Genomic DNA, 14399 nt, shown 5'->3' on the forward strand with positions numbered 1-14399 from the left:
TTATTTGCTTTAAGTAATAGCAGTTTATGCTTTACGACGTCTAGACCTTCGTCTTTTCCAAGGTTGATTTTTTTGCCAATCACCAGCCATAATGGAACCATAAGGAATGACTTCATCTATAATTTCACCTAACCCAAATTCTTGCATTTGAGCTCGAACTTGTGCTGCATTTTTATACGCAGAAGGTAATTCAGTAATATCAATTTCTTCAAAGAAAAATCGCACATCCAAACCTGCTGTTTCTTGATCAAAAACCTCTTGTACAGTAAGATCACCTTTAGATTTTCTATGCATCGATCGACTTACATTTCTCCCTGCTCCATGAGGTGCAAAACCAATATTTGTAGGGGTCGTTTTTCCTTTTACAATCAATATAGGTTCTGCCATGTTCAGAGGAATCAATCTTCTTTGGTCTTCTTCTACTGAAAAAGCGGGGTGTAATGGTGTTGCTCCTTTCGCATGATAAAAATGGTTTTCTTTCTTGAATACAAAATTATGCTCATTCCAAAAACGATCTTCCACCTTTAAGTCAAGTTCATCAACCACTGCATCATGAAGAAAAGTATGGTTATATTTTGTCCATTTTCTGATTATTTGTAATGCATCCCAATACGTTTTTCCTTCTTCAGTATTAAAAGGAATCCAAGCATTTTGCTTTAAAGTAGATGGAGATAATTCTTTTCTAAACCTCTCTGCGATTGCCATTCCTTTTTTATAAAGTAATGCACCAATTCCCCTAGAACCATGATGTGTTACTAACATGGTATTTCCTGTTTGTTTTGATTTCCCTACAAAAAGAAAATGATTCCCATCTCCTTGTGTTCCAAGATGTGCTCTAGCTCTTCCAATGGCATTTTTATCATTCAATAAAGTATTACTTTCAAAGTCTTCTAGTAAGTCGGTTGGAAAACGAAATTGAGCATCTCTATCTCTTCCTCCAGGACCAAAATGCGTGATCGATTGAGCTACATCTAATACTCCTTTCGGGTCAGCTTTTCCTAAATCAGTAAGTAATAATGAACAACATATATCTGCACTATGCATCCCTGGATGAATTGCATTTTCAGTCACGACAACTCCACCAACTGGAATTGTTCCATCACTTCCTGAAGGACAAGCATCCGGCATAATTGTTCCATTAACCACTGTTGGAGTTTTCATCACAAGATCCATGGTCCTTTTCACCTTCATTAAGTTATCCTCTTCCATCTCTGTTTCTGCTTTCAAATTTACACAGTAAGGAATAGCCTCTTGATGTAAAGGAATGGCTGGTGGTGTTTTGAATTGTGACAAATAATCCTTGATTTCTTCGTCTGACAAATCATTTGCATTCAAAAATTCTAAGGCTTCTTTGAACCACTTTCCAGGCGTAAAGCCCATTTTGATTAAGGTATTTCCATTCATTTTGTTTTTATTTTTTTCAACACTTCAAAGGTGAAATAGAACTACGCAATCATTTTGCGTAGATGAAAATAAATTTTAATTTTATGAAATGGCACAAAATAAAAACGCTTTAATCAGGTATAAAACCATTGACAAATGTCTGCGTAATAAATACAGGAAATGGACTCTAAATGATTTAATTGAGGAATGTTCCGAAGCTCTATTTGAATATGAAGGAAGAGATATAAATGTAAGCAAACGAAGTATTCAATTGGATATTCAAATGATGCGTAGCGATAAGTTGGGTTACAATGCTCCGATAATTGTCTATGACAAGAAGTATTATAAATACGAAGATGAAGAGTATTCGATCATGAACATTCCTTTGACAGAAAATGACATGAGTATACTTTCTGAAAGTGTAGAAATGCTCAAACAATTCAAAGACTTCTCACTTTTTTCAGAATTAAATGGTATTATCCAACGCTTGGAAGACAAAGTACATACTGAAAAAGGGAAAAATAATGCGATTATTCATTTAGATAAAAACGAAAATCTAAAAGGGTTAGAACATCTCGATTCTTTATATCAAGCGATTTCAAAAAAAGTATGTCTGATTATTAATTATCAATCATTCAACTCAAGACATGCATCTTCTATTCATTTTGTCCCTTACATTTTGAAAGAGTTTAATAACCGTTGGTTTGTGGTTGGCAGAAAAAAAGGACGTGGTATTTTGACTTTAGCATTAGACCGAATTGAAGGCATTGAATATGATTTCAAAAGAGAGTATTCTGATAAAGGTTTTGATGGAGATGAATATTATAAATACTCAATCGGTGTCACAGTTCAACCTCAAGAATATGTACGGAGAATTCAATTAAAGATTGACAGAACTAATGCACCATATGTCTTAACCAAACCACTGCATCACACACAAACCTTGATCAATACAGAAAAAGATGGAAGTATCATAATAGAAATAAAAGTGCATGAAAATTATGAACTGGAACGCTTGTTATTGGGTTTTGGTGCTTCTCTGGAAGTCTTAAAGCCTAAAAAGTTAAGAAACCGTTTAAAAATGATCTTTGAAAAGGGACAGCAAATGTATCAGGAAGATTAGTTTTCTAAATTCTGATTAGATTCTGAAAATCTTCAATCACAAAATGATAAAATTCAAATTCTGTGTTACCGTATATATAGACATACAAAAAATACAACAACACACATTTGAATTATGAAAAAGTTCTTAACGACAATCTTTATCAGTTTTGGTCTGTCTGGTCTTTTATTCGCACAAGAGACTGCGACAACTACAACATCTCAACCTGCAACAAGTTCTTCTATTTCTAAAAGCTTAGGTTTATATGTTTTCCCATCTAAAAATCAAGATCAGAAAACAATGGACGCTGACGAAATGGAATGTTATAAATGGGCAATGTCTCAAACAGGATATGACCCGATGAACCCTACTGTAGTACAAGCACAACAAGTACAAAAGGGTGGCAATGGATCTATGATCAAAGGTGGTGCTGGCGGTGCTGCTGCAGGAGCTGCGATCGGTGCTATTGCTGGTGATGCTGGCGAAGGTGCTGCGATCGGTGCTATTGCTGGTGGTCTTAGAGGAAGAAGACAAAATCGTATGCAACAAGAAGCTCAACAACAAAAAAATAATCAAGCTGCGAGTCAACAAACGCAAGCTTTAAAAGATAATTATATTAAAGCTTTTTCTGCATGTATGGAAGGAAAAGGTTATAATGTACAATGAAATGAAAGCCCGATTGCTCCTAAAGTAATCGGGCTTTTTTTTAGCCTAATTTAAAAGTATTTATAATTTAGAATTGCAAAATTTTTTATGTAATTTTTAGAAATAAGAATAAAAGCAACCCCAAAAACTATCATGAAAAAAAATCTACTCTTCTTTATATTATTCTATTTTCTCACCCTTACAGCAATAAATGCTCAACACAGAGAAATCAACGATGCAAACTATCAATGTCCTTCTCGATTTACCGTAAAATCTGGTGAAGAGGTGGTCATCAATGGAAACCTTATCATCTCTGCTCCTGATTATGTAACAGTACAAAACAATGGTACATTAATCATAAAAGGAAATATTGTTATTTATGGCATGCGTAATCAAATTCATGGAAACCCACATAATTTTCATAAAGGAACTCCAGCCAATATTATTAACTCAGGTACTGTTTTGATAGGTGGTGATGTAGAACTTCATGATGATGTTGACTATGAAGCAAGAGGAAATGGTGCCTCTTTAGCAGTATTAGGAGAATACATCAATGCCTATGGATCTTCCAGCAGTCATGGTTGGCAACATGTCACAAATGAAATACATGGAACACCAGGAAATCACAACTTCGTGGGTGAAAAAGTACAATTTAATAGTCTTGCTCAAAGGTTCTTTGGAGGAGGAAGGCCAGGAACTACACCACCTACTCGATTGACAAAAGAAAATGCAAATTTGGTCCCCGATAATCTAGCCAATCTCATTAAAACAAACTTTCCTAATTCACAATCCTCTGCGGCTTTGCCTATTGAATTAGTTTCATTTGAAGGTACTATTGAGGATGATAAAGTAATTTTGACATGGATCACGGCCACAGAAATTAATAACAGTCACTTCACTATTGAAAAATCAATGACTGCAGGTAGAGATTATGAAATTATTGAAGAAAAAATAAAAGGAGCTGGTAATTCTGATGAAACAATTGAGTATACTTTTGAAGATGAAAAAATTAAGGATGGACGAATTTATTATCGTCTAACGCAATATGATTTAGATGGTAAATCAGAATCGTGGGTGACTATTATTAATTATCATGATGATTCTAAGAAAACAGAAGTTATTTCTGTCTATCCTGACCCTGCAGATTACAATTTAAATCTAATTATTCATCACCAAGAAAACCCTCAGTTTACTTATCGTTTGATACATGTAGAAGATGGTACAGTAACAGAATTAAAGCCATTACAACCAATGATTAATGAAAAGGTAACTTTTGATATTAGCCTTCTTCCTGCTGGAGCATATGTAATTGAAGTAGCCAATCATGGTAAAACTTTTCACAAAAGTGAATTATTAATTAAGCATTAATCAAATAAAAATATACTTTATATTACTCCTTCTGACTATACCGGAAGGAGTTTTTTTTGCTTTAAACTTTTTTAAAATCAACAATCAACTCATTAAATAATATTAATAAATAGTTAAGGAATCTTAGAAGCTTTAAAATTCATAAAATTAATTATCATTTCCATCTACATCCCTGTACATTATTATTATTCAAACGATTACAACATTATAAAATCCTCACTTCAACCCTCTAAATACATCAAAACTTATGAAAAAACTACGTCCACTATTATTAAGCATTGGTTTGTTTATACTCACCTTATGTATCACTTCTGCTCAAAAAAAAGCGATTCTTGTTTCAGGTAATGTCTACGAAGAAGCTTCAACAAAAGTACTTTCAGGTATTGAAGTTTCTGTAAAAGGGTCAGATAAAAAAACATACACTGATCAACTCGGTTACTTTCTAATAAAAATGGATTCTGATGAAGATTCCTTAGTTTTCTCACACCCCAATTATGAGAATAAAACAATTAAAATATTTGATCAATTTAATCTCACTATCCATCTGAAAGCAAAAATAATCAAAGACTCTAAAAGTGATGAAATTGAGATTTCTGAAATAGCAGATATTGATATTCCAGAAGAATTTGATGAGGAAACTATTGATAATATGTACACTTACCAAAAGCCTCCTGTTGGCTATACTTCGGGGATCAGAATCCGGGGAGTTAGTTCAATTTCACCTATTCAAAAAAGTAATACAGAGAGCTATGCCCACGTTTCAGAAAATGACTTCAAACAAGTAGCTATGAACCCGTTATCTACATTTTCTGTGGATGTAGACCGTGCTTCTTATAGTAATATTAGACGCATTTTAAATAGTGGAAACCTTCCTCCTACTGATGCGGTAAGAGTAGAAGAAATGATCAATTATTTTGACTATAAATACCCTCAACCAACGGGAAAAGCTCCTTTTAGTATCAATCATGAACTTTCAAATTGTCCTTGGAATCAAAATAACTTATTATTAAAAATTGGTTTACAGGGCAAAAAAATGGATCGTAAAGATCTACCTAATTCAAATATTGTTTTTCTATTGGATGTTTCTGGTTCTATGAATTCTCCCAATAAACTTCCTTTATTAAAATCATCATTAAAGATGCTTGTCAATAATCTTACTTATAAAGATAAAGTAGCAATTGTAGTTTATGCAGGCAACTCTGGATTGGTACTTCCTTCTACAAAGTGTGATGAAAAACAAATCATTCTAGATGCTTTAGATAAACTTCATGCAGGTGGTTCTACAGCTGGTGGAGAAGGATTAAAATTAGCGTATAAAGTGGCAGGAGAAAATTATATTAAGGGGGCAAATAATCGAATTATCCTTGCTACTGATGGTGACTTTAATGTGGGTCTTCAAAGTAATCAAGAAATGGAAAAATTGATAACAGAAGAAAGAGAAAAAGGTATTGCAATTTCAGTATTGGGTTTTGGAATGGGAAATTACAAGGATGATAAAATGGAACTAATTGCTGATCGTGGCAATGGTAATTATGCCTACATCGATAATCTTCAAGAGGCTCAAAAAGTATTGGTTTCGGAGTTTGGAGGAACAATGTTTACTATCGCTAAAGATGTAAAGTTCCAATTGGAATTTAACCCAAAATATGTAGCTGAATACCGTTTGATTGGGTATGAAAACCGACAATTAAACAATGAGGATTTCGATAATGATAAAAAGGATGCTGGAGAAATGGGTGCAGGTCATTCGGTTACCGCTCTATATGAAATTGTACCTACAAAAGGTAGGAATAAGAAATCTACATTAAAATATCAGTCAGGAGAACTCACAGAACAAGCAAAAAACAGTAAAGAATTGATCACCTTAAAACTACGATATAAAGAACCTGATCAAGAAGAAAGTAAACTTATTGAAACAATCGTTTCTAATGTTTTAACTCCCTTAAACGACACTTCTACAGATTTCAAATTTACAGCCTCAATTGCTGAGTTTGGAATGCTGTTGAAAGAATCAAAATACAAAGGGACTTCTACTTACGAAAGTGTCATAGAGTTAGCAACCGATGGAAAAGGAAAAGATATAGATGGGTATAGAGGAGAAATGATTCGTTTGGTGAAATTAGCGAAGTCAATTAAAGTGAATTAATAAGGGATTATATTTTTGTAATATAGAATATAATTTATTATTTTTAGTTAACAACAACTAAATTACTTTAAATAATAAGCAACTATTGTATGAAAAAGACCACACTATTATTACTACTGTTCTTCACATTATTTATCACTAATAGTCAAGCTCAAAAACTGATGACTATTGAAGGAAAAGTAGTTGAAAAATCCAATAATAATCAAGGTATAGTAGGCGTTAATGTCACTATAAAAGGAACAAAAAAGGGTACTATAAGTGACTTTGATGGAAGTTTTAATATTAAAATAGATTCAACTGATTTACCCATAACATTGGTGTTCAAATTTATTGGATATGTAACAGAAGAAGTCGTTATCAAAAATGATAAATTTTTAACTGTAAAATTACAAGAAAATATAGAATCGCTTGATGAAGTGATTGTTATTGGTTACGGTAAATCCAAGAGAAGTCGTAAAAAAGCGTTGACAGGAGCTGTAGCAGGTGTAAAAGTAGAAGGTTTTAGACCTGTTCAAAAAAGTGCAAAGAAAAAGGATCGTGACGTAATTGAAAATGATGAAAGCTATGCTTCTGTTAAAGAAAATGACTTCCTCTCTGTACAAAAGAATCCTTTATCTACTTTTTCAGTAGATGTAGATAGAGCTGCATATAGTAATATTAGAAGGCATCTAAACAATGGAAATTTACCTTCTACAGATGCTGTTAGGATTGAAGAAATGATCAACTATTTTGACTATGATTATCCTCAACCAAAAGAAGATGTTCCTTTTAGTGTTAATCATGAACTTTCAAATTGTCCTTGGAATGAAGATAATTTATTATTAAAAATTGGTCTTCAAGGAAAAAAAATGGATACTGATAAATTACCACCGTCAAATATTGTTTTCTTACTTGATGTTTCAGGGTCAATGTCTGATCAAAACAAACTTCCTCTTTTAAAATCATCCTTAAAAATGCTACTCAATAACATGGATGATAAAGATCGAGTGGCAATCGTTGTATATGCTGGGAGTTCTGGGCTAAGACTTGAATCTACTTCATGCGATAACAAAATGAAGATAATTGATGCATTAGAAAGCCTTTCAGCAGGTGGTTCTACTGCTGGTGGTAAAGGATTAAAATTAGCGTATAAAGTTGCTGAAGAAAACTTCTTAGAAGATGGTAATAACCGTATTATTTTAGCAACTGATGGTGATTTTAATGTGGGTATTCAAAACCCTAACAAAATGAAAGATTTAATAGAGGAAAAAAGAGACAAAGGAATAAATATTTCTGTATTAGGGTTTGGAATGGGTAATTATAAAGATGATATGATGGAAATTATTGCTGACAAAGGCAATGGTAACTATGCTTACATTGACAACCTACAGGAAGCACATAAAGTATTGGTAAAAGAATTTGGTGGCACTTTCTATACTATTGCTAAGGATGTAAAATTCCAAGTTGAATTTAACCCAAAATTTGTCAAAAAATATCGTCTTATTGGCTATGAAAATAGAATGTTAGCGGATGAAGATTTTAAAGATGATAAAAAAGATGCTGGTGATATTGGAGCAGGACATTCCGTTACAGCTTTATACGAAATTATTCCATCTAAAGGCAAGCAAAAATCAAGTTCTGACTTAAAATATCAAACTTCAGAACTAACAGATTATGCAAAAAAAAGTAATGATATTATCACTTTGAAACTTAGATATAAAAAGCCCAAAGAAAGAAAAAGTAAATTAATTGAAGTTATTGTAAAAAATAATGTAATACCTCTTACTTCAACTTCTACAGATTTCAAATTTACAGCCTCAATTGCTGAGTTTGGAATGCTGTTGAAAGACTCAAAATACAAAGGAACTTCTACTTACGAAAGTGTCATAGAGTTAGCAACCGATGGAAAAGGAAAAGATATAGATGGGTATAGAGGAGAAATGATTCGTTTGGTGAAATTAGGGAAGTCATTAGATTCAAATATATAATCTCAAAAGTTTTAGAAAGAGAGTTAATGATATGAATTAGCTCTCTTTTTTTATAAACAATATTTTTTGTCAATAAATAGCTAGTGTAAGAAAAGATACATTTAATACCATATCCATTTTTTTTAAATATTTGTCTAAAGAACACTTTAACATAAGTGTATACTTTCTAGATTTTTTAGAAATACTAATAGACAATGAAAATACTTTACATATTACTTTCAACATTCCTTTTATTCCTTCATACTGTAACAATAGCAGAAGGTATAAAACAAGATCCCCGTAATTATTTTATTAGCAACGAAGGATTGGATACAAATGATGGCGATAAAAATTCACCTTGGAAAACTTTAGCAAAAATATCATCTATTGCATTAGTAGAGGGAGATACCATTTTCTTTGAAAGAGGAAGTCGTTTCGATGGACATTTTATTGTAAACGGATCAGGTAAAGAAGGTAACCCTATAGTGGTAACAGCTTACGGTGAAGGTGCATTACCTATTATCACCGGTGAAGTGGGCGCTGAGAATGGAGGTGATTATGAAGAAGCTATTTTAATAGAAAATAATAGTCATATTGAGCTTTCTTATTTAGAGATAAATAATGAACGAATCCATGACCGTGCAGGCGTCAATGAAGATGATGCATATGGAATTAGAGTCCTCAATTCAGGGAACGTTTCTATTCAGGATTTCCATTTTCATCATTTGACCATTCAAAATGTTTATGCTCCTAAACCTATCTTAAGAGATGAAGGAGAAGATGCTTTTAATAGTTTAGAAGTATCTGGTATTCGATTTATCTCTAATAAAAATAAAATAGTAGGTCAAGAAAAAAACATTTCTAATATATTGGTAGAAAACTGCTATTTCACCGATTTACAACGTTTGGGTATTCATATTAAACATGATGGTGCAAATACAGGTGTTGGAAATGATGATACCAATACTAATCGAGATATTGTCGTTAGAAACAATGAATTTTCTTATACTGGTGGTACTTGTGTTTTACCTATTAGAACCTACAATACACTTATTGAAAATAACATTTTTGATCATCCCGGAACTGATGTTGACGAAAGAATGCCTGCTCGAGGTAGTGCTGTTTGGACTTGGAGATGTTTTAATACGGTCATTCAAAAAAATCAATGTTTAAGCACTAGAGGCTACTTAGATTCTCACGGTATTCATATTGATCATGAAAATGTCAATACCTTTGTTCAGTACAATTATATGGAAGATTGTGAAGGTGGTTTTGTAGAAATTTTAGGAGGTAATGAAAACTCTGTTTATCGTTTTAATATCAGTGTGAATGACGGTTGGAGAGACAACCCTAATTGGGTAACAAGTAATCATACGATTTGGATCAATGAAAAAGTCCCATCAGGAGATCATTTTAGTGATCATAATTACATCTACCATAACACTGTTTATATGGATAAAGACTATGATACATCCATTGATATTGATGGTAAAAATACTTACATTTTTAATAATATCTTCTATTCTTCTGGAGGGAGAATTGGCGGAAAACAAGTTGCTGTAAATACAAATGGAGAAACGTTATTGGTGAGTCACAATATTTTCAATGGGAATATTCAAGCAAAATTTAAAAATTACGATACCAATAAGATTACCACAAATCCATTGTTTGTCAACCCAGGAACTGAAGATCAAACAGGTTATCAATTACATGAAAATAGTCCTGGTGTCAACGCAGGTATGTTGGAAGTAGGACCAGCAATTCCAGGTGCAGGAACAGGTGTTTTCAAAGATCTAACGGCTTATCCAGAAGTTGATTATTATGGAAATCCTATTGATTTATTTGAAGGCACACCTAATATTGGAGCTTCTAACAACAAGCTTATCACGGTTGAAAGCGTTGAATTTGAAGTGAATGAAATTGCATTAGAAGTCAATGAGACTTTCCAACTTAATTATACATTAATTCCAGAAGCTGCAAATAATAAAAATGTGACTTGGTCCGTTGAAAATGATGCAATTGCTTCAGTGGACGAAAATGGCTTAGTGACTGCTAATAGTCTGGGTAGTACAACCATTACAATTACTACAGAAGATGGCAATAAAACAGCTACATGTACTCTAAATGTTCAAGAAGTAATTATCAATACTCCTTCTGAAATTGTGGTCATCCCTGATAATTATACCGCACAAGTTTCATGGAAAGCAGAGGAAGATGCGGATCATTATAATCTACAATATAGAAGTGGTGATGAAGAATGGATGCAAGTCAATACGATATCTGAAGCGAGTTATTTAATAGAAGATTTATTACCATCTGTAAGTTACGAAGTAAGAGTTCAAGCCGTCGAAAAAGGTGTCAATTCTAATTGGTCAGAAAGTATTGCCTTCTCAACTGTTGCACTTGAAAAATTACCGACACCAAGTATTACAAGCATTACTCCTCAAAAAAATGACGTAACGATCGAATGGGAAGCAGGTGAAAACAATTCTTCTTTTATTCTTCAATATAAATTATCCATCAGTTCAACGTGGTTGACAATTAATTTGAATAATGTCTCATCAAATGAATATACCATAATAGGTCTTGGTGAAAATACTTCTTATGATATCCGTATCAAAGCTGTCAATCCAAATAATGAATCTGAATGGTCTGAAATATCTACTGTAAATACGCTAACTGATATTGTCAATTCATTAGAAGATGAACTAAAAGAGATCAAAATCTACCCTAACCCTACTTCATCAATGTTAAGGATTGAGATGGATCAAACTCCAAAAAATATTCAAATCAGTGACCTTTATGGAAGAAGTTTAATGCAAGCTAGATCTACAAAAATGATCGATTTATCTTCACTTCAAGCTGGGATCTATTTATTACAAATTGACAATCATACTCCATTGAGAGTAATCAAAAAATAAAAAAACAATTTCAAGTTATCAACTCCTAAGACGGTACCGTTTTGGGAGTTTTTTTATGCTCACTAATTAGAATTCCACTGTCGACAATTAGTTTGTAATTCATTATTTATTATCTACCTTGTAATAAACCATCTAAAGCATAAACTAATTATGAACATTTTAAAATACATTCCAACGATTACCAACACTTTAAGTAGTATCAAAACACCCTTGAAAGATGTAGAGTATTCAGTATTAAATAACCAACTTTTCACTGCTGCTTACAAGGAGAACCTTTCCGTTTTTGACAGTCAATTATTCATTAATTTTGATGCAAGTAGTCATTTTAATATCAATGTTTTCAACAGCAGTGATGATTTTGAAGACCAAGAAAATGTCATCTTAAATAAAGATCATTTTTATAAATCTCTTATTTCTGACAAAGTAATCATAGAGTATATTATTACAGGAAGTATGAAAGGAAATGCTAATACTTCTGCTTCTAAATTCTTTTCTGTCAATGCTAGTGGTAAACAAGATTTAGCTATTAATTGGTGCAAAGTTCATCCTAATACAACCTCTACTGGAGGAGCAATCGTCAATGAATTAACAGATTTAAAAGAAATATTTTCGGAATGTACAACAAAAGGTTTTTGGGATGCATTCGACAATTACGAAGGTGTAGGTTTTGCTTTAGATGGAGAATTAAAAGGTGAATTAACCATTGATATTGTTGAAGTTTTGGCTTCAATACTAGCCCCTGTCCTTGCCTTGACAAGTACAGGTACTACTGTTCCATTTGACGCCGGTGCTTCCTCAGAAATAGGGTTTTCTTTTTCAAAAAAAGATACTTTCCAATGTTTCATTCACAAGGAAGACGATCGTTTTCATATTAATATTAATAAGCAAAAAAAGAAAAGTGCAGGCATTGGACTATCGGCAGCAGTGGGAATTAGTTTAGATGAAAAAGCAGTCACTAAAGTCTATAATTTCATTGATAAATATATTGAGAAATATCTTGGTGCGCCAATGGAAAATATCAAACAAAAAGTCAATGAAAATTTAGGTGATGAAGATGTTATTGCAATCCTTCAGAAAATAGACATGAAGGAAATACCAACTGCTGAAAATGTCATTAATTTCTTGGATCAATACGAAGAGAAAATAGCCGCAGCCAAAGAGCAAGTTTTAATGCTTCTAAAAATGAAATTGGAATTAGGTTTAGAGTATTCGTATCGTAAATCTGTTTCCGAAAGTAGTATGTTAGATGCGTATGTTTCCTCTAAAATATTAGCAAAGCATATCGGTAATATTCTTCGTTTAGATATTAGTACTTTATTGAAAGAAAAGAATATTGAAATCAATCAATTCTTAGCCGGTAAAGGACTTTCAATTCGTAAAACAATCTCGGTAGGTTTAAAAATTGGCAACTGGGGAACAGGACGTTCAATCACTCATAATGAGGAGTTTATCGACATTCAACATGGTACTGATGTCATCAAAAGAGAAGTAGTATATGGCTTAGAGAAAAAAGTCGTAGCAGATATGTTTGGAAAGAAGGATGCTTCATTTGAATTAGTTCTTGATGTAGAAACACCTACACCAAAAGAAGATTTAAATTATAATGACTTAAACTATAGTTTAACTCTCTTAAATACTTTTCGGGATGAAAAAGTAAAAAGCAACATAAAAGAATTACAAGGTATTGAACGTCTGTTATTTGTCGCGATTATTTGGGGTATAATTGAAGAGGAAGAGTACCAACCTACGTTTGATGAAATTATCAAAAAGATAAAAGGAGCGGATTATTACGAGATCGAAACATTATTTCATGTGCCTCCATCAGTTTTGGGTAAGTTATTAGGAATTCTTGGACAAAAGGTAACTCCTGAAGATTTTTCAAAATCACTTGCTGCTGCTATTTTACCAAACGATAAAGTGGAGAAAAGTAAATATATGGATAACCGTAAAGCATATTATGCTCCTCTCCTTTTACAAAAAATGCATTTAAAATCCGTTCAAGAACTATTGAACACACCTTATTATAGAAAGGAGAATAAGACTTGGACCAATAAGGATAGATTTATTCACGCCAACACCATTGAGAAGACTTTCTTTGATTATTATCATGCAGTGGTATCTTCTTTAAAAGGACTATATGTGGATTTTGAAAACAATAAACCCATACCAAAGGAATTAAAAAATTCTCAATTAGATCAAGCTTTTGACCGTATTAAGAAAATCTTTAGCAAAGCGAATTCAGGAAAGAAAAATGGGTATGAACAAAGATGGTTTGGACATCTACTTCATGAAGCCTGTATTCAACATGCACCTGAGTTAGCTGATGAAATTGAAAAGTCCTTTATCGTAAAGTATAAAAAAGGGAATCAGCAAGAAAAGACCATTATCATTGGATAACAAAGAGGAAGAGATAGTATGTATTTGCTATCTCTTTTTTTATATTGCACAAACTAAATAAATATCATATTACGATATACAATCCAAAACAAACAACTAAATCATGAAAACGATTTTACTGGTATTCATTACTTTTTCTCTACACTTCAATTAAATGCTCAGGAAGTAAAGTTTTACACTGAAAATTATTTTCCTACAGATAAAGGAAATGCTAAAATCTATTCTGTAGAAACAGGTGATTCAATTCAATATATCACCAGAAAAGGTACATTATTACTAAAGAAAGAATATTATAATCAAGGAACAAATATTCTAACAGAAGAACATATTTTATTCTCTGATGGGAGTATAAAAGAGAAATTAATTTTTAATGGACAAACAAAAGAATCAGGTACAATAACACGCTTCTTTAAAAATGGGAAAATTCAATATAAAGGTCGATTTGAAAAATATGACACTCTATATGATGAGGCTTTTGACTTAGAGGGAAA

General features: G+C 32.5%; 8 protein-coding genes. 7 read left to right on the forward strand and 1 reads right to left on the reverse strand.

What is annotated here, in order from left to right; translation table 11 throughout:
• Nucleotides 1-24: 24 nt before the first annotated feature.
• Nucleotides 25-1404 (reverse strand): RtcB family protein, encoded by a 1380-nt coding sequence (locus ACXAHM_RS04525; protein ID WP_474959216.1) that lies wholly within the window; start codon nucleotides 1402-1404, stop codon nucleotides 25-27.
• Nucleotides 1405-1492: 88 nt separating this feature from the next.
• Here ACXAHM_RS04525 and ACXAHM_RS04530 point away from each other — a divergent pair, with 88 nt between their 5' ends.
• The 7 genes from ACXAHM_RS04530 to ACXAHM_RS04560 all read left to right on the forward strand — a co-directional run bounded on the left by ACXAHM_RS04530 (nucleotide 1493) and on the right by ACXAHM_RS04560 (nucleotide 13908).
• Complete coding sequence (locus tag ACXAHM_RS04530) at nucleotides 1493-2506, forward strand: helix-turn-helix transcriptional regulator (RefSeq protein WP_474959217.1); 1014 nt, start codon at nucleotides 1493-1495, stop codon at nucleotides 2504-2506.
• A 114-nt stretch (nucleotides 2507-2620) separates the two neighbouring features.
• Nucleotides 2621-3151 (forward strand): glycine zipper domain-containing protein, encoded by a 531-nt coding sequence (locus ACXAHM_RS04535; protein ID WP_474959218.1) that lies wholly within the window; start codon nucleotides 2621-2623, stop codon nucleotides 3149-3151.
• A gap of 132 nt (nucleotides 3152-3283) precedes the next feature.
• Entirely contained in the window at nucleotides 3284-4498 is a 1215-nt protein-coding gene (locus ACXAHM_RS04540) for a hypothetical protein (RefSeq protein ID WP_474959219.1), read from the forward strand.
• Between the two features lie 247 nt (nucleotides 4499-4745).
• Nucleotides 4746-6644 (forward strand): YfbK domain-containing protein, encoded by a 1899-nt coding sequence (locus ACXAHM_RS04545; protein WP_474959220.1) that lies wholly within the window; start codon nucleotides 4746-4748, stop codon nucleotides 6642-6644.
• Nucleotides 6645-6733: 89 nt separating this feature from the next.
• Nucleotides 6734-8611, forward strand: a complete 1878-nt coding sequence (locus tag ACXAHM_RS04550) for a vWA domain-containing protein (protein ID WP_474959221.1) — start codon at nucleotides 6734-6736, stop codon at nucleotides 8609-8611.
• Nucleotides 8612-8805: 194 nt separating this feature from the next.
• Nucleotides 8806-11511, forward strand: coding sequence for a fibronectin type III domain-containing protein (locus ACXAHM_RS04555; RefSeq protein WP_474959222.1), 2706 nt, complete (start codon nucleotides 8806-8808; stop codon nucleotides 11509-11511).
• 150 nt (nucleotides 11512-11661) lie between these two features.
• Nucleotides 11662-13908, forward strand: coding sequence for a hypothetical protein (locus ACXAHM_RS04560; protein ID WP_474959223.1), 2247 nt, complete (start codon nucleotides 11662-11664; stop codon nucleotides 13906-13908).
• Nucleotides 13909-14399: the final 491 nt, after the last annotated feature.

This window comes from Flammeovirga sp. AWQ4_249, assembly GCF_056161045.1.